The 20,437-nt window shown below is 61.3% G+C and carries 15 protein-coding genes; 9 read left to right on the top strand and 6 right to left on the bottom strand.

Going from position 1 to position 20,437, the window contains the following annotated elements; genetic code table 11:
* The first annotated feature begins 4 nt into the window (after nucleotides 1-4).
* The 9 genes from murD to lpxC all read left to right on the top strand — a co-directional run bounded on the left by murD (nucleotide 5) and on the right by lpxC (nucleotide 10,467).
* A complete protein-coding gene (gene murD, locus GIW28_RS22105) occupies nucleotides 5-1,351 on the top strand; it encodes a UDP-N-acetylmuramoyl-L-alanine--D-glutamate ligase (RefSeq protein ID WP_017138187.1) in 1,347 nt (448 codons plus the stop codon).
* Nucleotides 1,348-2,565 (top strand): putative lipid II flippase FtsW, encoded by a 1,218-nt coding sequence (gene ftsW, locus GIW28_RS22100; protein WP_020372698.1) that lies wholly within the window; start codon nucleotides 1,348-1,350, stop codon nucleotides 2,563-2,565. Before murD ends, ftsW begins: the two co-directional genes overlap by 4 nt.
* Nucleotides 2,555-3,625, top strand: a complete 1,071-nt coding sequence (murG, locus tag GIW28_RS22095; protein WP_017138185.1) for an undecaprenyldiphospho-muramoylpentapeptide beta-N-acetylglucosaminyltransferase — start codon at nucleotides 2,555-2,557, stop codon at nucleotides 3,623-3,625. The genes ftsW and murG overlap by 11 nt, the downstream gene beginning before the upstream one ends.
* A complete protein-coding gene (murC, locus tag GIW28_RS22090; protein ID WP_017138184.1) occupies nucleotides 3,618-5,063 on the top strand; it encodes a UDP-N-acetylmuramate--L-alanine ligase in 1,446 nt (481 codons plus the stop codon). Before murG ends, murC begins: the two co-directional genes overlap by 8 nt.
* A complete protein-coding gene (locus tag GIW28_RS22085) occupies nucleotides 5,060-6,016 on the top strand; it encodes a D-alanine--D-alanine ligase (RefSeq protein ID WP_017138183.1) in 957 nt (318 codons plus the stop codon). Before murC ends, GIW28_RS22085 begins: the two co-directional genes overlap by 4 nt.
* Nucleotides 6,017-6,020: 4 nt before the next feature.
* On the top strand, nucleotides 6,021-6,890 hold the full coding sequence (locus GIW28_RS22080; protein WP_017138182.1) for a cell division protein FtsQ/DivIB: 870 nt from the start codon (nucleotides 6,021-6,023) through the stop codon (nucleotides 6,888-6,890).
* Nucleotides 6,891-6,905: 15 nt separating this feature from the next.
* On the top strand, nucleotides 6,906-8,171 hold the full coding sequence (gene ftsA, locus GIW28_RS22075) for a cell division protein FtsA (protein WP_017138181.1): 1,266 nt from the start codon (nucleotides 6,906-6,908) through the stop codon (nucleotides 8,169-8,171).
* Nucleotides 8,172-8,237: 66 nt separating this feature from the next.
* A complete protein-coding gene (ftsZ, locus tag GIW28_RS22070) occupies nucleotides 8,238-9,443 on the top strand; it encodes a cell division protein FtsZ (protein WP_017138180.1) in 1,206 nt (401 codons plus the stop codon).
* A 112-nt stretch (nucleotides 9,444-9,555) separates the two neighbouring features.
* Nucleotides 9,556-10,467, top strand: coding sequence for a UDP-3-O-acyl-N-acetylglucosamine deacetylase (lpxC, locus tag GIW28_RS22065; protein ID WP_003171886.1), 912 nt, complete (start codon nucleotides 9,556-9,558; stop codon nucleotides 10,465-10,467).
* Between the two features lie 166 nt (nucleotides 10,468-10,633).
* On the opposite strand, the gene GIW28_RS22060 is transcribed toward lpxC, so the two are convergent.
* The 6 genes from GIW28_RS22060 to GIW28_RS22035 all read right to left on the bottom strand — a co-directional run bounded on the left by GIW28_RS22060 (nucleotide 10,634) and on the right by GIW28_RS22035 (nucleotide 20,284).
* Nucleotides 10,634-12,124, bottom strand: coding sequence for a diguanylate cyclase (locus GIW28_RS22060; RefSeq protein WP_026013783.1), 1,491 nt, complete (start codon nucleotides 12,122-12,124; stop codon nucleotides 10,634-10,636).
* A 187-nt stretch (nucleotides 12,125-12,311) separates the two neighbouring features.
* Nucleotides 12,312-13,634 (bottom strand): OprD family porin, encoded by a 1,323-nt coding sequence (locus GIW28_RS22055; protein WP_186616761.1) that lies wholly within the window; start codon nucleotides 13,632-13,634, stop codon nucleotides 12,312-12,314.
* A 349-nt stretch (nucleotides 13,635-13,983) separates the two neighbouring features.
* The gene (locus GIW28_RS22050) at nucleotides 13,984-15,348 is read right to left on the bottom strand and encodes a heavy metal sensor histidine kinase (RefSeq protein ID WP_236446082.1); all 1,365 of its coding nucleotides are present in this window, start codon (nucleotides 15,346-15,348) and stop codon (nucleotides 13,984-13,986) included.
* Nucleotides 15,338-16,015 carry a heavy metal response regulator transcription factor gene (locus GIW28_RS22045; protein WP_017138176.1) on the bottom strand — a complete coding sequence of 226 codons (678 nt, stop codon included), beginning with the start codon at nucleotides 16,013-16,015 and terminating at the stop codon, nucleotides 15,338-15,340. The genes GIW28_RS22050 and GIW28_RS22045 overlap by 11 nt, the downstream gene beginning before the upstream one ends.
* A 10-nt stretch (nucleotides 16,016-16,025) precedes the next feature.
* The gene (locus GIW28_RS22040; protein ID WP_017138175.1) at nucleotides 16,026-19,121 is read right to left on the bottom strand and encodes a multidrug efflux RND transporter permease subunit; all 3,096 of its coding nucleotides are present in this window, start codon (nucleotides 19,119-19,121) and stop codon (nucleotides 16,026-16,028) included.
* Nucleotides 19,118-20,284, bottom strand: coding sequence for an efflux RND transporter periplasmic adaptor subunit (locus GIW28_RS22035; RefSeq protein WP_017138174.1), 1,167 nt, complete (start codon nucleotides 20,282-20,284; stop codon nucleotides 19,118-19,120). Before GIW28_RS22035 ends, GIW28_RS22040 begins: the two co-directional genes overlap by 4 nt.
* Nucleotides 20,285-20,437: the final 153 nt, after the last annotated feature.

The following is a 20,437-nucleotide window of genomic DNA, read 5'->3' as shown; positions in this document are numbered from 1 at the left end:
ACGAGTGTCCCTGATCGCTTCAGACCACTTCCGCATCGTTGTCGGCCTCGGCAAGAGCGGCATGTCCCTGGTTCGCTTCCTGGCGAACCGGGGCACGTCGTTTGCCGTGGCCGATACGCGGGAAAATCCACCGGAGCTGGTCACGCTGCGCCGTGACTACCCGCACGTGGAAGTGCGTTGTGGCGAGCTGGATGTCGAGTTTCTGTGCCGTGCCGATGAGCTCTACGTGAGCCCCGGCCTGGCCTTGGCGACACCGGCCCTGCAAGCGGCAGCGGCGCGTGGCGTGAAGCTGTCCGGCGACATCGACCTGTTTGCGCGCTATGCGAAGGCACCGATCGTGGCCATCAGCGGCTCCAACGCGAAAAGCACCGTGACCACCCTGGTCGGCGAGATGGCGGCTGCGGCCGGCAAGCGCGTGGCCGTGGGCGGTAACCTCGGCACGCCAGCGCTGGACCTGCTCAGCGACGACATCGAGTTGTACGTGATGGAACTGTCGAGCTTCCAGCTCGAAACCACCCACGATCTGGGGGCTGAAGTCGCCACCGTGTTGAACGTGAGTGAAGACCACATGGACCGCTACAGCGGCCTGCCGGCGTACCACCTGGCCAAGCACCGGATTTTCCGTGGTGCCAGGCAATTTGTGGTCAACCGCCAGGATGCCCTGAGCCGTCCGCTGATGGGCGAAGGCATGCCCTGCTGGACCTTTGGCCTGGGCAAGCCGGATTTCAAAGCCTTCGGCATTCGCGAAGAGAACGGCGAGAAATACCTGGCCTTCGAATTCCAGAACCTGATGCCGGTACGTGAATTGAAAATCCGTGGCGCGCACAACCAATCCAATGCATTGGCGGCCCTGGCGTTGGGTCACGCCGTCGGCCTGCCATTTGATGCGATGCTGTCGAGCCTGCGCACCTTCGGCGGCCTCGAGCATCGCTGCCAGTGGGTACGCGACCTCAATGGCGTGAGCTACTACAACGATTCCAAGGCCACCAACGTGGGTGCCGCACTGGCTGCCATCGAAGGGCTCGGCGCTGATATCGACGGCAAGCTTGTGCTGATCGCCGGTGGCGACGGCAAGGGTGCCGACTTCAAAGACCTTAAAGGCCCGGTGGCTGCACATTGCCGCGCCGTGGTGCTGATCGGCCGTGACGCGGACTTGATCGCCGCCGCGTTGGGCGACGCAGTACCGCAGGTACGCGCAACCTCGCTGGACGATGCGATTGCTCAATGCAAGGCCCTGGCCCAGCCGGGGGATGCGGTGTTGCTGTCGCCGGCGTGCGCCAGTTTCGACATGTTCAAGAACTACGAAGAGCGCGGCCAGCTGTTCGCTCGCGCCGTGGAGGCCTTGGCATGAATTTCAGAAATATTATCAAGCCGTACCCGTCGCCGATCATCACAGGTCGCGGTATCGACCTCGACTTCCCAATGCTCGCCGGCTGCCTGGCGCTGCTGGGCCTGGGGTTGGTCATGATCACTTCGGCGTCCTCGGAAGTGGCCGCAGTGCAGTCGGGCAACACCCTGTACATGATGATCCGTCACCTGGTGTACCTGGTGATCGGTCTCGGCGCCTGCATCGTCACCATGATGATCCCCATCGCTACCTGGCAGCGCCTGGGTTGGCTGATGCTGATCGGCGCGTTTGGTTTGTTGATCATGGTGATCCTGCCCGGCATCGGCCGTGAGGTGAACGGTTCGATGCGCTGGATCGGCTTCGGCGCGTTTAACGTGCAGCCGTCGGAAATCGCCAAGGTGTTCGTGGTGATCTACCTCGCCGGCTACCTGGTCCGTCGCCAGAAAGAAGTACGCGAAAGCTGGATGGGCTTCTTCAAGCCGTTCATCGTGCTGCTGCCCATGGCTGGCCTGTTGCTGATGGAGCCCGACTTCGGTGCCACCGTCGTAATGATGGGCGCGGCGGCGGCGATGCTGTTTCTCGGCGGTGTGGGCTTGTTCCGGTTCGCCATGATGGTGGTGCTGGCGGTGGTCGCGGTTTACCTGCTGGTGGAAGCACAACCGTACCGTATGGCGCGCCTGATTACCTTTACCGACCCCTGGTCCGATCAGTTCGGCTCCGGCTACCAGTTGACCCAGGCGCTGATCGCCTTTGGTCGCGGCGGATGGCTGGGTGTTGGGCTGGGCAATAGCGTGCAGAAGCAGTTCTACCTGCCGGAAGCGCATACCGACTTCGTGTTCTCCGTGCTGGCCGAAGAACTCGGTGCCGTGGGTTCCCTGTGCACCGTTGCACTGTTCATGTTCGTCTGCGTACGGGCGCTTTACATCGGTCTTTGGGCCGAGAAAGCCAAGCAGTTTTTCGCAGCTTATGTCGCCTACGGCTTGGCGTTTTTGTGGATTGGTCAGGTGCTGATCAACATCGGGGTAAACATCGGTCGCTTGCCGACCAAGGGTTTGACCCTGCCGTTTCTCAGCTACGGCGGCAGCTCGTTGGTCATCTGCTGCGTGTGCCTGGGCTTGCTGCTGCGCATCGAGTGGGAGAGTCGCACCCACCTGGGCAGCGAAGAGATGGAATTCAGCGAGAGCGATTTTGCCGAGGAGCCGGACCATGGGCGCTAACGTGCTGATCATGGCAGGCGGCACCGGGGGCCATGTGTTCCCGGCCCTGGCTTGCGCGCGCGAATTCCAGAACCGTGGCTACACCGTGCATTGGCTCGGTACGCCACGTGGCATCGAAAACGAATTGGTCCCGAATGCCGGCTTGCCGCTGCACTTGATCAACGTCACCGGCTTGCGTGGCAAGGGCAAGTTGTCCCTGCTCAAGGCACCGTTCGTGTTGCTCAAGGCGGTGTGGCAGGCGCGCAAAGTGATTCGTGAGTTGAAGCCGGTGTGCGTGCTGGGCTTTGGTGGTTATGTGACTGGCCCTGGTGGTGTTGCCGCCAAGCTCGCCGGCGTACCGGTGATCGTGCACGAACAGAACGCCGTTGCCGGCACTGCCAACCGCCTGTTGGTGCCTTTGGCCAGCCGAGTGTGCGAGGCGTTCCCGAAGACTTTTGGCGCCTCGGACAAGTTGCGTACCACCGGCAACCCGGTGCGCACCGAACTGTTCATGGCCATTGCCCGTCAGGCGCTGGAGGGCCGTAAGCCACACTTGCTGATCCTGGGCGGAAGCCTGGGCGCGGAGCCGTTGAACAAATTGCTGCCCGAAGCCTTGGCGCTGCTGCCCGTGGACCTGCGTCCCGAAGTGTTCCACCAGGCCGGTAAAAACCACGATGAAATCACCGCTGCCCGCTATCGCGAGGCCGGTGTCGAGGCGAATGTACAGCCTTTCATCAAAGACATGGCCCATGCCTATGGCTGGGCCGACCTGGTGGTCTGTCGCGCTGGTGCGCTGACCGTCAGTGAACTGGCCGCCGCCGGTCTGCCGTCCTTGCTGGTGCCTTTGCCCCACGCCATCGACGATCACCAGACCCGCAACGCCGAATATTTGGCCGGGGAGGGCGCTGCCTTCCTGCTGCCGCAAAGAACGACTGGCGCCGCCGATTTGGCCGCACGCCTGACCGAGGTTTTGATGCAACCGGAACGACTCAACAGCATGGCGAGCACCGCAAGCCGCCTGGCTAAACCTGACGCAACCCGCACCGTGGTCGATATCTGCCTGGAGGTGGCCCATGGTTGAGAATCAGAAAGCCATGCCGCAGCCCGAAATGCGCCGCATCCGTCGTATCCACTTCGTCGGCATCGGCGGCGTGGGCATGTGCGGGATTGCCGAAGTACTGCTGAACCTGGGCTATCAAGTGTCCGGCTCAGACTTGAAAGAGTCGCCGGTGACCGATCGCCTGAAAACCTTCGGCGCACAGATCTTTATCGGCCACCGCGCCGAGAACGCCGCCGAGGCTGACGTGCTGGTGGTGTCCAGCGCCGTGAACACCTCCAACCCGGAAGTGGCCACCGCCCTTGAGCGCCGTATTCCAGTGGTGCCACGCGCCGAGATGCTGGCCGAGCTGATGCGCTATCGCCACGGTATCGCCGTGGCCGGTACGCACGGCAAAACCACCACCACCAGCCTGATCGCCTCGGTGTTCGCCGCCGGTGGCCTGGACCCGACCTTCGTGATTGGTGGCCGCCTGAATGCAGCCGGCACCAATGCCCAGCTCGGCACCAGCCGTTACCTGATCGCCGAAGCCGATGAAAGTGATGCGAGCTTCCTGCACCTGCAGCCGCTGGTCGCTGTGGTGACCAACATCGACGAAGACCACATGGCCACCTACGACGGTGACTTCAACAAGTTGAAGAAAACCTTCGTCGAGTTCCTGCACAACCTGCCGTTCTACGGTTTGGCCGTGGTGTGCCTGGACGATCCGGTGGTGCGTGAGATCCTGCCATCGGTCAAACGCCCAACCGTGACCTACGGCTTCAGCGAAGACGCCGACGTGCGCGCGATCAATGTGCGCCAGGAAGGCATGCAAACCTTCTTCACCGTGCTGCGCCCTGACCGCGAGCCGTTGGACGTATCGGTGAACATGCCGGGCAACCACAACGTATTGAATTCGCTGGCGACCATTTGCATTGCTTCCGATGAAGGCGTCAGCGATGAAGCCATCGTCGAAGGCCTGTCGCGTTTTGCCGGTGTCGGCCGGCGCTTCCAGGTCTACGGTCAACTGCCGGTAGAAGGCGGCGACGTGATGCTGGTGGACGACTACGGTCACCACCCAACTGAAGTTGCAGCCGTTATTAAAGCCGTGCGCGGTGGCTGGCCGGAGCGCCGTCTGGTGATGGTTTACCAGCCGCATCGCTACAGCCGCACCCGCGACCTGTACGACGACTTTGTGAATGTATTGGCCGATGCCAACGTGCTGCTGCTGATGGAAGTCTACCCGGCCGGTGAAGAGCCGATTCCGGGCGCCGACAGCCGCAAGCTGTGCAACAGCATCCGTCAGCGTGGCCAGTTGGACCCGATCTACATCGAGCGCGGTGTGGACCTGGCGCCGATCGTCAAGCCGCTGCTGCGTGCCGGTGACATCCTGCTGTGCCAGGGCGCCGGTGATATCGGTGGCCTTGCGCCCAAGCTGCTCGCCAGCCCGCTGTTTGCGGCTGCAAAGGGGAAGTCGAAATGATCACGCATTACGACACTCTGTTCTCGACCATAACGCCTGCCGACTTCGGCCGCGTAGCGGTATTGTTCGGCGGCAAGAGCGCTGAGCGCGAAGTCTCGCTCAAGTCCGGCAATGCCGTACTGGAAGCGCTGCAAAGCGCCGGCGTAAACGCATTCGGTATCGATGTGGGCGATGATTTCCTTGCCCGCTTGCAGGCCGAGAAGATCGACCGTGCCTTCATCATTCTGCACGGCCGTGGCGGTGAAGACGGCAGCATGCAAGGCTTGCTCGAGTGCGCTGGCATCCCTTACACCGGCAGCGGAATCCTCGCTTCGGCACTGGCCATGGACAAGTTGCGCACCAAGCAGGTGTGGCACAGCCTGGGTATTCCAACCCCACGTCACAGCGTGCTGTGCAGCGAAGACGATTGTATTTCTGCAGCCAAGGAACTGGGCCTGCCTTTGATCGTCAAACCTGCCCATGAAGGCTCAAGTATCGGCATGGCCAAAGTGAACTCGGCCGCCGAATTGATCGACGCATGGAAAGCGGCAAGTACCTATGATTCGCAAGTGTTGGTGGAACAGTGGATCCAGGGTCCCGAGTACACCATCGCCACCCTGCGTGGCCAGGTATTGCCACCTATCGCATTGGGCACGCCCCACACCTTTTACGACTACGACGCCAAGTACGTGGCTTCCGATACTCAGTACCGGATCCCGTGTGGCCTCGACGCAACCAAGGAACAGGAATTGATGGACCTCACGGCGAAAGCCTGTGAGGCACTGGGTATCGCCGGTTGGGCGCGGGCAGACGTGATGCAGGATGACCAAGGGAATTTCTGGTTCCTTGAAGTCAACACCGCTCCCGGCATGACCGATCACAGCCTGGTACCTATGGCAGCCCGTGCTGCCGGTCTGGACTTCCAGCAGTTAGTGCTGGCGATCCTGGCCGCAAGCATTGAGCCAAGAGGCTAACCCCATGAACGGCGCATCGCTTCGTCATCAGCAACCTCCAGTGCCCAGCCGCAAGCCGGTGCCTCGAGGTGCCAGCCGAATGGTGGCTAAAGAGCCGATGTCGGCGCGCCTGCCGAAAGCCAACTTTGGTTTTCTTAAAGCGCTGTTCTGGCCGGTGTTGCTGGTGGCGTTGGGCTTCGGTACTTACGAGGGCGCACAACGCCTGTTGCCGTATGCCGACCGGCCGATCACCAAGATCAGCGTGCAGGGCGACTTGAGCTACATCAGCCAGCAAGCGGTACAGCAGCGCATCGGCCCGTACCTGGCGGCGAGCTTCTTTACCATCGACCTGGCGGGTATGCGCGCAGAACTGGAACAGATGCCGTGGATCGCTCACGCCGAAGTCCGCCGTGTATGGCCGGACCAGGTGACGATCCGCCTGGAAGAACAACTGCCCGTGGCCCGTTGGGGCGATGGCGCACTGTTGAACAACCAGGGCCAGGCGTTCGCGCCGCGTGAGGTGGCCAACTATGAGCACCTGCCGCAGTTGTTCGGGCCACAGCGGGCGCAGCAGCAAGTGATGCAGCAGTACCAGGCGCTGAGCCAGATGCTGCGGCCACTGGGTTTCTCCATCGCACGCCTGGAATTGCGTGAGCGGGGCAGCTGGTTTTTGACCACCGGGGCAGGCAGTTCCGGCCCGGGCATCGAGTTGTTGCTGGGACGCGACCGCTTGGTGGAAAAGATGCGCCGCTTTATTGCCATCTATGACAAGACCTTGAAAGAACAGATTACGAACATTGCGAGCGTCGACCTGCGTTACGCCAACGGCCTGGCCGTCGGCTGGCGTGAACCAGCTGCGCCGACGACAGCCAAACCCGCTGTCGCGAAGAATTAAGAAGAGGCAGGACCCATGGCAAACGTGCAAAGCGGAAAAATGATCGTCGGTCTCGATATCGGCACCTCCAAGGTGGTGGCGCTGGTCGGCGAGGTCGGGGAAGACGGTGTGATCGAAATCGTCGGTATCGGCACGCATCCGTCCCGGGGCCTGAAGAAGGGCGTGGTGGTGAACATCGAGTCCACCGTGCAGTCGATCCAGCGCGCCATTGAAGAAGCGCAGCTGATGGCCGGTTGCCGGATTCACTCGGCGTTCGTCGGCGTGGCCGGCAACCATATCCGTAGCCTGAACTCCCACGGCATCGTGGCGATCCGTGATCGTGAAGTCAGCTCGGCCGACCTTGAACGCGTACTCGACGCCGCCCAGGCCGTGGCGATCCCGGCTGACCAGCGCGTGCTGCACACCTTGCCGCAGGACTACGTGATCGATAACCAGGAAGGCGTGCGTGAGCCGCTGGGCATGTCGGGCGTGCGCCTGGAAGCCAAGGTTCACGTGGTGACCTGTGCCGTCAACGCCGCACAGAACATTGAAAAATGCGTGCGCCGCTGCGGCCTGGAAATCGACGACATCATTCTTGAGCAGTTGGCCTCGGCCTACTCAGTACTCACCGACGACGAAAAAGAGCTGGGCGTGTGCCTGGTCGACATCGGCGGTGGCACCACCGACATCGCGATCTTCACCGAAGGTGCGATCCGTCACACTGCCGTGATCCCGATTGCGGGCGACCAGGTCACCAACGACATCGCCATGGCGCTGCGTACACCGACCCAGTACGCCGAAGAAATCAAGATCCGCTACGCCTGCGCCCTGGCCAAACTGGCCGGTGCCGGTGAAACCATCAAGGTGCCGAGCGTGGGCGACCGTCCACCGCGCGAACTGTCGCGCCAGGCCCTGGCCGAAGTGGTCGAACCACGCTACGACGAGCTGTTCACCCTGATCCAGGCTGAACTGCGCCGCAGCGGCTACGAAGATTTGATCCCGGCCGGCATCGTGCTGACTGGTGGCACCTCGAAGATGGAAGGCGCGGTCGAACTGGCCGAGGAAATCTTCCATATGCCAGTGCGCCTGGGCGTGCCCCATGGCGTCAAAGGCCTGGGCGACGTGGTGCGCAACCCGATTTATTCCACCGGCGTGGGCTTGCTGTTGTACGGGCTGCAAAAGCAGACCGACGGCATTTCCCTGTCGGGCCCGAGCATCCGTGACAGCTACCGTGGCGGCGACGATGAAGCCAAAGCGCCGTTGTTCGAGCGGTTGCAGGCTTGGGTAAAAGGCAATTTCTAAAGATTTACCGCAACACCGCAGTAAGTAGTAGGCGAAAAAACTAGAGAAAACGAAAGGAGAGGGAACATGTTCGAACTCGTAGACAACATCCCCGCAAGCCCGGTTATCAAAGTAATCGGTGTTGGCGGTGGCGGCGGCAACGCTGTCAATCACATGGTCAAGAGCAACATTGAAGGCGTTGAATTCATCTGCGCCAACACTGATGCCCAGGCGCTGAAAAGCATCGGCGCGCGGACCATCCTGCAATTGGGCACAGCCGTGACCAAGGGCCTCGGCGCTGGCGCCAACCCGGAAGTCGGCCGTCAAGCCGCGCTGGAAGACCGCGAGCGTATTGCTGAAGTGCTGCAAGGCACCAACATGGTGTTCATCACCACCGGCATGGGCGGCGGTACCGGTACCGGTGCTGCTCCGATCATTGCCGAAGTGGCCAAGGAAATGGGGATTCTGACCGTTGCTGTCGTGACGCGTCCGTTCCCGTTCGAAGGTCGCAAGCGCATGCAGATCGCCGACGAAGGTATCCGTCTGCTGTCTGAAAGCGTCGACTCGTTGATCACCATCCCCAACGAGAAGCTGCTGACCATCCTGGGCAAGGACGCAAGCCTGCTGTCCGCATTCGCCAAGGCTGACGATGTACTGGCCGGTGCCGTTCGCGGAATCTCCGACATCATCAAGCGCCCAGGCATGATCAACGTCGACTTTGCCGACGTGCGTACCGTGATGAGCGAAATGGGCATGGCGATGATGGGCACTGGCTGCGCCAGCGGTCCGAACCGTGCACGCGAAGCCACTGAAGCGGCGATCCGCAACCCGTTGCTCGAAGACGTGAACCTGCAAGGCGCACGCGGCATCCTGGTGAACATCACCGCCGGCCCTGACCTGTCCCTGGGTGAGTACTCCGACGTGGGTAGCATCATCGAAGCCTTCGCTTCCGAGCACGCGATGGTCAAAGTCGGTACCGTTATCGACCCGGACATGCGCGACGAACTGCACGTGACCGTGGTTGCCACCGGCCTGGGCGCAAAAATCGAGAAGCCTGTAAAGGTCATCGACAATACCGTTCACACCGGCCACAACAGCCACGCCAGCCAGCAAGCTGCCGCTCCAGCGCCTGCGCGCCAGGAACTGCCGTCTGTGAACTATCGTGACCTGGACCGTCCGACCGTGATGCGCAACCAGGCTCAGGCCGGTGCTGCGGCGTCCCGTAGCCCGAATCCGCAAGATGACCTGGACTACCTGGACATCCCGGCATTCTTGCGTCGTCAGGCCGATTAATGGAATGTATCAGGGCTATGAAGGTGATTGGTGTTCAGCAAAGGTCTGGTCTGTTATTATCGCCAGCCTTTGTTGATACCAGTTCGCAATTTGCGCTGAAGCGGTCCAAGCCATGATTAAACAACGCACCCTGAAGAATATTATCCGTGCCACAGGTGTAGGTCTGCACTCCGGGGAGAAGGTATACCTGACCCTCAAGCCCGCACCTGTCGACACCGGCATCGTGTTTGTTCGTGCCGACCTGGACCCTGTGGTGCAGATTCCTGCTCGCGCGGAAAATGTTGGCGAAACCACGATGTCGACCACGTTGGTCAACGGTGACGTCAAAGTGGACACGGTGGAGCACTTGCTCTCGGCCATGGCTGGCCTGGGCATCGATAACGCCTACGTCGAGCTCTCCGCGTCCGAAGTCCCCATCATGGATGGCAGCGCTGGACCCTTCGTATTCTTGATTCAATCTGCCGGCCTGGAAGAACAGGACGCAGCCAAGAAGTTCATTCGCATTCTGCGGGAAGTGACAGTAGAAGACGGCGACAAGCGCGCCACCTTCGTCCCGTTCGAAGGCTTTAAAGTGAGCTTTGAGATCGATTTCGATCACCCGGTATTCCGTGACCGCACCCAAAGTGCAAGCGTGGATTTTTCCAGCACTTCGTTCGTAAAAGAAGTCAGCCGCGCCCGTACCTTTGGTTTCATGAGTGACATCGAGTACCTGCGCAAGCACAACCTCGCACTCGGCGGCAGCGTTGAAAACGCCATTGTGGTCGACGCGGATGGTGTACTGAACGAAGACGGCCTTCGCTATGAAGACGAATTCGTGAAGCACAAGATCCTCGATGCAATCGGTGACCTCTACCTGCTGGGCAATAGCCTGATAGGCGAGTTCAAAGGCTTCAAGTCGGGCCACGCCCTTAACAACCAGCTGCTGCGCAAGTTGATTGAGCAGACAGACGCTTGGGAAGTCGTGACCTTCGAAGATGCCAGCACCGCACCGATCTCTTACATGCGTCCCGTTGCGGCGGTGTAAGTAACAACTCTCTTTCTTTAGTTTTGAAAGGCCACCTTCGGGTGGCCTTTTTTTTATGCCGATCGTTCCCACGCGCGTGGGAATGCAGCCCTGGACGCTCCGCGTCCCGAAGCCTGACGCAGAGCGTCAGAAGAGGCATTCCCACGCGGAGCGTGGGAACGATCACCTAGCGGGCCGCAGCCTCCACAATGCGGTTGCGCCCGGTGTGCTTGGCCTCATACAGCGCCTGATCAGCATTGAGCAGCAAGTCCTCAAGTGCCATGCGGCTGCGCTTTTGCCAGGTGCTCATGCCGATACTCACTGTAATAGGCCCGTCGGCACCGGCCACCCGTGGCAAATGCTCGACGCTGCTGCGGATATGTTCGGCAATCAACCAGGCACCCTTGGCGTCGGTATGGGGCAGCACCACTGCAAACTCTTCGCCACCGTAGCGCGCTGCCAGGTCAGCCGGGCGGCGGATGTTGTCTTCGATCACTTGGGCAACCGCGCGCAAAGCCTCATCGCCGCCGTGATGGCCATGCAGGTCGTTGAAGGCCTTGAAGTGATCCACGTCGATCATCAGCAGGCTCAGCGGCTCGGTTGAGCGTTGTGCGCGGTCCCATTCCAGGCGCAGGCGCTGGTCCAGGGTACGGCGGTTGGCAAGGCCGGTGAGGGCGTCGGTGGCTGCCAGTTCTGACAGCACTTGTTCGGCACGATGACGGCGACGCAGCTCCTTGCTCAGCATCCAGGTCAGCCACAGCAGGCCGATGCACAACACGCCCGTTGCTATGCTGACCAGCCACGCGGCACGCCGCCATGGGGCAAAGATTTCATCGCTGGACAACGCCACCGCGACAATTAAGGGCAAGCTGCCCACATTCGAGAAACTATAGAGCCGTGGCTGGTTGTCGACGCTGGAGACGCCCCGAAAGCTGCCGTCGCGTTCACGCAGCATACGCGCGACATTGGGCCGCTGGCTCAAGTCCTTGTCGATCATGTCCACTTCCAGCAGCGGTTGTTGCGCCAGCAGGATGCCTTGGTGGTTGATCAGGTTGATGGTGCCGTTGCTTCCGATGTTCAGGCCGCTGAACAACTGTTGGAAGTACGACAGGCGCATCGAGGCCACCGCCACGCCCAGGAAGCGCCCGTCCGGCGATGACACGCGGCGGCTGAATGCGATGCGCCACTGGTCATCACACACGCAACGGGCCAGGAATGGGCGGCTGATATACAGCCCCAGGTCGGGGTTTTTGCGGTGTGCCTGAAAATAATCGCGATCAGCGAAGTTGCCGGTCTTGGGTGTGAGCAGCGAGGAGTCGGCTATCACTTCACCACTGGGGTCCAGCAACAGAATGTCGCCCTTGAAGGGTGCAGCGGCAGAGCGATCGAACAGCACCAGATGGCGGATACTGGCGGACACACCCTGCAGGTCGCTGCGTTCGGTGGCGGCGATCAGGCCCTTGAGGGCCATGTCATAGAGTTCGACGTTACGCAGCACATCGGCGTCGATCAGTTGGGTGATGTTATTGGCGGTGCGCTTGGCGGTCTGCAAGGTGTTGGCATGTTCGCGAATCAGCAGCGCGGTGACGATCGCCACGATCACAAAGACCGTGAGGCAACTGCCCAGGATCAGCAAGCGTTCCGGGCGAGGGGTGGGTCGGTAGAGACTTGGGCTCATCGGGCGTACTTCTGCTTCGAGGATGCCAATAGCGTAGTAGGCAATCGCAGGTTTGGTGGGAGCTGGCTTGCCTGCGATGCAGACACCTCGGTACATCTATAACACCGCAGCGATGCTATCGCAGGCAAGCCAGCTCCCACACAAGCCAGCTCCCACATCAGCTATTCATCGTCTGGCAGATTTATGCCTAAAACACGTTGATCGGGTAATCCACAATCACGCGGTATTCATCCACATCCCGGTCCACCGCCGAGTAGCCATTGCCACCGCGATTGGTTGCCCATTGCAGGCGCACGGCCAGGTCCTTGGCTTTGCCGCCTTGCACCACGTACTTCACGTCGATGTCGCGTTCCCAGTGCTTGGCGTCTTTGCCGTCGGCGCTGTACCAGGCGCTGTAGCCGCGGCTGTTGGGGTCGACCTTGGTCAGGTCGGTCTTGCCGCTGATATACGACACGGCGGACGTCAGCCCGGGCATGCCGAGGCCTGCAAAGTCGTAGGCGTACTTGAGCTTCCACGAGCGCTCGTTGGGGCCGTTGAAGTCCGAGTATTGCTGGGAATTGTCCAGGTACACGCTGTCGCCCTGGGTGATGTAGTCGAACGGCGTGTTGCCGTTGACCCGCTGGTACGCGGCGGTGACGCTGTGGTGACCAACACCTACGGTGAAATGCAGGCTGTAAGTGTTGTTGTCGATGCTGCCGAGCAACGACTGGCCGGTGTCCTGGGTGTGGTAGTAGTGCAGGCCTGGGTTGAGGCTGACAAGATCGTTCAGCGCGTAGGTGTAGTCCAGGTCGTAGTAGTACTGGTGCCATACATCCTTGAGTTCGGAGGCGTACAGGTTGCTGGTCAGGCCCGGGACGCCGCTGAAGGACACACCGGCCCAGTTCAGGTGTTGGCTGTCGGCGTTGGCGGGCAGGGTGCCGTAGCTGGTGCCGATGCGTCGGTGGCCGCTCTGGTTGTAGAGTTTGGTAAAGCTGGCCTGGCCGCCTTCGAACATCCAGCCGTCGAAGCTGTGGTTGGCCAGGCTCACACCCCGGAACGTCTGCGGCAACATGCGGGTCATGCCGCCGGCGATCACCGGGTTGTTGAGGAACAGGTCGCCGGCTTTGAGTTCGGTGTCGAAGGCACGCATTTTCAAAGTGCCGCCCGCGGTGGAGAACGAGCCAGGCGCTTTGCCGTTGCCGCTGCCGTACGGCAGGATGCTGGAACCGTCAGTGCCACCGCCGCCGTCGAGCTTGAGGCCGAGCATGGCATTGAGGTCCAGGCCAAAGCCGACGGTGCCTTGGGTGTAGCCGGATTCGAATGTGCCGATGAAACCCTGGCCCCATTCTTTGCTGTCATCGGTGTGAGTGTCGCGGCGGTCGCGGTTCATGTAGTAGTTGCGGGTGTTGATCTTCAGGCTTGAGCCTTCGACGAAACCGTCAGCGGGGGTCGAGTCTGCCGCGTGGGCAAGGGGGACGATCGTTGCTGCAATCGCGAGGAATAACGGGGTGAACGTCAGCGAGTTCTTCACCGGTTTAGCTCCTTTGGTCAATCGAAAACGGCCAATGTCGTGGGGGTGTGCCTGGCCTTTTTTTACGGCAAAAAAAAGCCGCTGAAGTCAGCGGCTTTAAACAGATTCCCAGTGTAGAGCCCTGGAAATAAGTCGAGGGAAATTCGGGTGAGCGGGAAGCTGCCTTGCCGTCGCGCTCATCGGTGCGTCAAAGTAACGCAGGTGAGCGGTGCGATATAGAGTGTAACAAGATAATGACTGTTGCCCAAACCGCAACAGTCAGACCTTTGAGATCCAGTGGGGAAGCTGGCTTTGTGGGATCTGGCTTGTGTGGGAGCTGGCCCACACTGGATCGATGTGTTCTGGTGAGTCAGACCGGCAAGGTAATGCCAAAAGTATTGCCACCGCCCTCACTGCGCACAAACACATCACCGCCGTGCATCAATGCAATCGCCTTGACGATCGCCAGCCCCAGCCCATGATTTGCGCCGCTGTTACTGCGCGACGCGTCCACCCGGTAGAAGCGTTCAAACAAGCGCGGCAAATGCTCACGGGCGATCTCATCGCCGGGGTTGGTCACCCCGATCGCCACCCACTGCTCCTGCACCTCAATGCTCACGTCGATGATCTGCCCCGGCGCAGTGTGCTGCACCGCATTGCTCAGCAGGTTGATCAGCGCGCGGCGCAGGTGGGCTTTTTCGATGTGCACCAAGGCATCTCCGTGTACGCGCACTTTGACTTGGGCGTCCTCGAGGATGAAGTCCAGGTAGTCGAGGGTGGTGGCGACTTCATCGGCCAGGGAGCTTTCGATCAGTTTGGTGGCCTTGCTGCCCTGGTCGGCGCTGGCCAGGAACAGCATGTCATTGATGATCGAGCGCAGGCGTTCCAGCTCTTCGAGGTTCGATTGCAGCACCTCGAAGTAATGCTCGGCCGAACGACCACGGGTGAGCGCCACTTGGGTCTGGCCGATCAGGTTGGTCAGCGGCGAGCGCAGTTCGTGGGCCACATCGGCATTGAACGACTCCAGGCGTGAATACGCCTGTTCGACCCGATCCAGGGTGGAGTTGAATGAGTTGACGAACTGGCTCAGCTCCGGCGGCAAGGGCGATAACTGCAGGCGCCCGGAGAGTTTGGGCGGTGCGAGTTTTTGCGCTTCATCCGAAAGTTTGCCCAGCGGCTTGAGGCCGATACGCGAGACCCAAAAGCCCAACAGTGCCGCCAGCGCCACACCGACACAGGCCAGGCCGATCAAGGCCATCAACAGATGGTGCTGAGTGGCGCGGAAGTTCTCGGTGTCGATGGCGATCATAAAGCGCAGCGGCGGGCGTTGATCCTTGGCCGCGAACTGGCTGAGCAACACCTTGAACGGGTATTCATGCCCAGGCAGGCGCAAGTCGCGTTTGCCGGTCGGCCCTTGGGCGAATGCGCGGATCTGCGCGTCGGGGGTGCCGTATTCGTAGCTCGGGTCGCTGCTCACCACCCAGAAGCGGATGCGCGGGTCTTCTTCGCCGAGCAACTTCAACTTGGCGGTGATTTTTGCCCAGTGGTCCGGCGTGCCGAAGCGGTTCACCGAGGATTCCAGCACGCTGTAGCGCGCATCCAGTTCGGCGCCCGGCAACAAGCCCAGGCCGCGATCCACTTGCTGGTACAGCGCGCCGCCGATCAACACGAAAATCAGCAGCGCCACCAGCGTGAACATGCCGCTCAGGCGCAGGGCGATGGAGTTAGCCGACACTTCTGCTCTCCAGCACATAACCCATGCCACGAATGGTGTGCAGCAACTTGTGTTCGAACGGCCCGTCGAGCTTGGCGCGCAGGCGCTTGATCGCCACTTCCACCACATTGGCGTCGCTGTCGAAATTGATGTCCCAGACCATTTCCGCAATCGCGGTCTTGGACAGGATTTCACCCTGGCGCCGTGCCAATACGCTGAGCAGCGAGAACTCTTTGGCGGTCAGGTCCAGGCGCAGGCCGTTGCGGCTGGCCTTGCGGCTGATCAGGTCGATCCACAGGTCGGCCACGGTGACTTGCACCGGCTCATGCCCGCCACTGCGGCGGGTCAGCGCTTGCAGGCGCGCCACCAGTTCGAGGAACGAAAACGGTTTGCCCAAATAATCATCGGCGCCTTCACGCAAGCCACGGATGCGGTCTTCCACACGCTCGCGAGCAGTGAGCATGATCACCGGCGTCTGCTTGCGTGCCCGCAGTGCGCGCAACACCCCAAAGCCGTCGAGGCCGGGCAGCATCACGTCAAGCACGATCACCGCGTAGTCGTTTTCCAGCGCCAGGTGCAAACCCTCGACGCCTTCGCGCGCCACATCCACGGTGTAGCCTTGTTCGGTCAGACCACGGTGCAAGTAGTCTGCGGTTTTTTCTTCATCTTCAATAATCAGGACGCGCATGACCCCGCCTTTAGTGTGTGGTCGCCAGCGCCAGCGCTGGTTTGGGCCTGTGGAAAAACTTCTCAAGGTACAAGTATATGACCGGTGTGGTGAACAGCGTCAGCGCCTGGCTCACCAACAGGCCGCCGACCACCGCGATCCCCAGCGGCTGGCGCAGTTCGGCGCCTGGCCCGGAGCCCAGCATCAACGGCACGGCGCCGAGCAGGGCGGCGAGGGTGGTCATGATGATCGGCCGGAACCGGGTGACGCAGGCTTCATAAATCGCCTCCTCAGGTGGCAGCCCGCGCACGCGCTGGGCCTCCAGGGCAAAGTCGATCATCAGGATGCCGTTTTTCTTGACGATACCGATCAGCAGCACCAGCCCGATCAAGGCCATGATCGAAAAGTCCTGGCCCAGCAACCACAGCATGATCAACGCGCCCAAGCCCGCCGAGGGCAAGGTGGAGATGATCGTCAGCGGGTGCACGAAGCTCTCATAGAGCACGCCCAAAATAATATAGACCGCCACCAGCGCCGCCAGGATCAGCCACGGTTGGCTGGCCAAAGAGCTTTGGAACGCCTGGGCCGCACCCTGGAAGGTGCCGATCAGGGTGGTCGGCATGCCGATTTCGTTTTTGGCCTGGTTGAGCATGATCACCGCATCACCCAATGCCACGCCGGGTGCCAGGTTGAATGACAGGTTGGCCGCCGGGAACATGCCGTCATGGCTGATGGACAACGGCCCCACGCTGGGCGGGTCGACCTTGGCCAGTGCCGACAGCGGCACCATCTCGTTGGTCAACGGTGAGCGCAGGTAAAAGTAGTTCAGGCTTTCGGCCTTGCCGCGCTGTTGGGTGTCGAGTTCCAGCACCACCTGGTACTGGTTGATCTCGGTCTGGAACTCGTTGATCTGGCGCTGGCCGAACGCGTCATACAGCGCCTGGTCGACATCGGTAGCGGTGAGGCCAAAGCGCGCCGCCGCCTGGCGGTCGATGCTGATGTGAGTGATGCTGCCGCCCAGTTGCAAGTCGTTGGACAGGTCGCGAAAGGCCGGGTTGGCGCGCAGTTTTTCGGTCAGGCGTTGGGTCCAGGTATTGAGCGTCGCGCCGTCGTTGCTCTTGAGCACATATTGATACTGGGCGCGGCTTGGGCCGGAACTCAAGTTGATGTCCTGGCCGGCGCGCAGGTACAAGACGATGCCAGGCACCTTGGCCAGTTTGGGGCGGATGCGGTCAATGAACTGGCTGGCGGATACATCGCGATCACCGCGGTCCTTCAAGGCGATCCAGAAACGGCCGTTGGCGATGGTCTGGTTGCTGCCGGTCACGCCCACCGAGTGGGAAAACGCGGCCACTGCCGGGTCGTCCTTGACGATCTCGGCCAGCGCCTTGTGCTTGGCGACCATGTCCGGGTACGACACATCGGCCGCCGCTTCGCTGGTGCCGAGTACAAAGCCGGTGTCCTGCACCGGGAAGAAACCCTTGGGGATAAACACGTAGCCGACCACGGCCAACGCCAGGGTCAGCATAAAGATCGCTGCCATGCTGCGTTGATGCGCCAGCGCACGGCGCAGGTTGCGCGCGTAGCCAGCGAGCAGGCGCTCGCTGAAGCCCGGTTTGTCATGGGCATGATGAGTCGGCGCGCGCATGAACAGCGCGGCCAGGGTCGGCGCCAAAGTCAGCGAAACCACCACCGAAATCAGGATGGTCGAGGTGGCCGTCAGCGCAAACTCCTTGAACAGCCGCCCGACCACACCGCCCATGAACAGCAGCGGAATAAACGCCGCCACCAGCGAGAAGCTGATGGACACCACGGTAAAGCCGATCTCGCCCGAGCCCTTGATTGCCGCCTCGCGTTTATCCAGGCCCGCCTCCAGGTGACGGTGAATGTTCTCCACCACCACGATGGCATCGTCGACCACAAAGCCCACGGCGATCACGATCGCCACCAGCGTCAGGTTATTCAAGCTGAAGCCCAGCACATACATCAGCGCGAAACTGGCGATCAGCGACACGCCGAGTACGCTGGACACAATCAGCGTCGCCGACAATTGGCGCAGGAACAGCGCCATCACCGCCACCACCAGCAGGATGGCGATCAGCAGGGTCACTTCCACTTCATGCAAGGACGCGCGGATGGTCTTGGTGCGGTCGGTCAACACGCTGACCTGCACCGAGGCGGGCAGCATGCCTTCCAGGCGCGGCAGTTCGGCTTGAATGCGGTCCACGGTCTCGACAATGTTGGCGCCGGGCTGGCGCGAAATCACCAGGTTGACCCCGGGCGTGTCACCGGACCAGGCCTGCACGTAGGCGTTTTCCGAACCGTTGATGACTTTGGCGACATCACGCAGCTGCACCGGCGCGCCGTTCTTGTAGGAAACGATCAGTTGGCCGTATTCCTCGGGGTGAAACAGCTGGTCGTTGGTCGATATCGTCGACACGCTGTTCTTGCCGTAAATCGCACCTTTGGCCAGGTTCAGGCTGGACTGCTGGATGGCCAGGCGCACATCGGCGAGGGTCAGGCCGATGGCCGCGAGTTTGTCCGGTGAAGCCTGTACGCGAATCGCCGGGCGTTGCTGCCCGGTGATATTGATCTGGCCAACGCCGTCAATCTGGCTGATCTGCCGCGCCAGCAAGGTTTCTACATAGTCGCTCAGCTCGGTGCTGGGCATGCTGTCGGAGCTGACGCTGAGGATCAGCACCGGGCTGTCGGCCGGGTTGACCTTCTTCCAGGTCGGCAGGCTCGGCATGTCGCTGGGCAGCTTGCCGGAGGCGGTGTTGATCGCCGCCTGCACTTCCTGCGCGGCGGTGTCGATGCTTTTGTTCAGGGTGAATTGCAGGGTCAGCAGGCTTGAACCCAAGGCGCTGCTGGAGGTCATCTGGGTCATGCCAGGGATGGCGCTGAATTGCACCTCCAAGGGCGTGGCCACGGATGAGGCCATGGTGTCCGGGCTGGCGCCGGGCAAGGTGGCGGTGACCTGGATGGTCGGGAACTCCGCTTCCGGCAGCGGCGCCACAGCCAGGCGCGGGAAGGCAATCAGCCCCAGCAACACCAGCGCAAAGGTCAGCAACAGGGTGGCAACCGGATGGTCGACGCACCAGGCGGACGGGGAACGGCTGCCGCTCATGGTTGCACCTTGGTCTGGGCGGTCTGGATCACTTGTGGTGGCTCTTTGAGCACCTCGATTTGCGCACCGGCCTTGAGCCGCGACTGGCCGTCGCTGACCAGCACATCACCGGCTTGCACGCCCTTGATGATGGTCACGTCGCTGTCCTGATACGCCACCTGCACCGGCACAACCTCAACCTTGTCACCGTTGACGCGGTACACAAAATGCGCGTCGAGCCCACGTTGCACCACGGTCGGTGGCACCACCAGCGCGTTCTTGTCGAGGGCGGTCTGGATCTTGATAGTCACCAGTTGCCCCGGCCACAGACGCTGCGAAGCGTTGTTGAATTCAGCCTTGGCGCGCAGGGTGCCGGTGGTGGAGCTGATCTGGTTGTCGATCAGGCTCAAGTGGCCTTCGCCGAGCAGGTCGCCGGTCTGGCCGTCGGTGTCGGCGCCCATGTAGGCATCGACGCTGGCTTGGGTGGGCGCGGCGATCAAGCCTTGCAGGGTCGGCAACATTTGTTGCGGCAACGAGAACTCCACGGCGATCGGATCGATTTGCGTCACCGAGAACAAGCCTTGGGTATCACTCATGCGCAGGAAGTTGCCTTCATCCACGGTGCGAATGCCGACACGGCCAGTCACCGGCGAGCGAATCTGGGTGTAGGACAGCTGTACCAGGGCCGAATCAATGGCGGCCTGATTACCTTGCGCCGTGGCCTTGAGCTGGTTGACCAGGGCTTGCTGCTGGTCATAGGTCTGCTTGGATACGCCGTCGTCGACGCTCAGCTCTTTGTAGCGCTTGAGGTTTACCAACGCCACTTGCAACTGCGCCTGGCTTTCGCCCAACTGCGCCTTGGCCTGATCAAGGCTCGCGCGGATCGAGCGGTCATCGATGGTCGCCAGCAGGTCACCGGCCTTGACCAATTGGCCCTCCTTGACCAGCAGCTTGGTGAGGATGCCGTCGATTTGCGGGCGGATCACCACGCTGTGCAGCGACAGCACCGAGCCGATACCGCTGACAAATCGAGGAATGTCCTGCTGTGTGACGCTCACCACTCGCACCGGGATAGCGGTGGACACCGCCAGTTTGGTTTTCGCCGGTCGGTTGAAGGCCCAGGCTGCAACTGCCACGACCACCAGGGCAGCCACGATCAGGGCGGTTTTTCGTTGAATGTGCATGGGGTGGGGCGCCGGGGCAAAGGGTTGGGAGAGTGATCGTTCTTTATAGCCCGCCAACCCGGTCAGCACGGTGACTGCTAACTGACAGCGCTGTCAGTAAAGTCCGACCATTCGTACCGGCGGTGGTTAAAGATCCAAGGCGCGCAGGTATAC

The sequence above is a fragment of the Pseudomonas sp. PA-5-4B genome, from assembly GCF_021606215.1.
GTDB lineage: Bacteria > Pseudomonadota > Gammaproteobacteria > Pseudomonadales > Pseudomonadaceae > Aquipseudomonas > Aquipseudomonas edaphica.
The sequence above is the reverse complement of the archived record's forward strand: the minus strand, read 5'-3'. Positions and strand labels throughout refer to the sequence as shown.

What these genes read in the sequence shown, in the direction of transcription:
- ftsW (WP_020372698.1), top strand. Translation starts at nt 1,348, where the DNA reads ATGAATTTCAGAAATATTATCAAGCCGTACCCGTCGCCGATCATCACA.
- murG (WP_017138185.1), top strand. Translation starts at nt 2,555, where the DNA reads ATGGGCGCTAACGTGCTGATCATGGCAGGCGGCACCGGGGGCCATGTG.
- murC (WP_017138184.1), top strand. Translation starts at nt 3,618, where the DNA reads ATGGTTGAGAATCAGAAAGCCATGCCGCAGCCCGAAATGCGCCGCATC.
- GIW28_RS22085 (WP_017138183.1), top strand. Translation starts at nt 5,060, where the DNA reads ATGATCACGCATTACGACACTCTGTTCTCGACCATAACGCCTGCCGAC.
- GIW28_RS22080 (WP_017138182.1), top strand. Translation starts at nt 6,021, where the DNA reads ATGAACGGCGCATCGCTTCGTCATCAGCAACCTCCAGTGCCCAGCCGC.
- ftsA (WP_017138181.1), top strand. Translation starts at nt 6,906, where the DNA reads ATGGCAAACGTGCAAAGCGGAAAAATGATCGTCGGTCTCGATATCGGC.
- ftsZ (WP_017138180.1), top strand. Translation starts at nt 8,238, where the DNA reads ATGTTCGAACTCGTAGACAACATCCCCGCAAGCCCGGTTATCAAAGTA.
- lpxC (WP_003171886.1), top strand. Translation starts at nt 9,556, where the DNA reads ATGATTAAACAACGCACCCTGAAGAATATTATCCGTGCCACAGGTGTA.
- GIW28_RS22060 (WP_026013783.1), bottom strand. Translation starts at nt 12,124, where the DNA reads ATGAGCCCAAGTCTCTACCGACCCACCCCTCGCCCGGAACGCTTGCTG.
- GIW28_RS22045 (WP_017138176.1), bottom strand. Translation starts at nt 16,015, where the DNA reads ATGCGCGTCCTGATTATTGAAGATGAAGAAAAAACCGCAGACTACTTG.
- GIW28_RS22040 (WP_017138175.1), bottom strand. Translation starts at nt 19,121, where the DNA reads ATGAGCGGCAGCCGTTCCCCGTCCGCCTGGTGCGTCGACCATCCGGTT.
- GIW28_RS22035 (WP_017138174.1), bottom strand. Translation starts at nt 20,284, where the DNA reads ATGCACATTCAACGAAAAACCGCCCTGATCGTGGCTGCCCTGGTGGTC.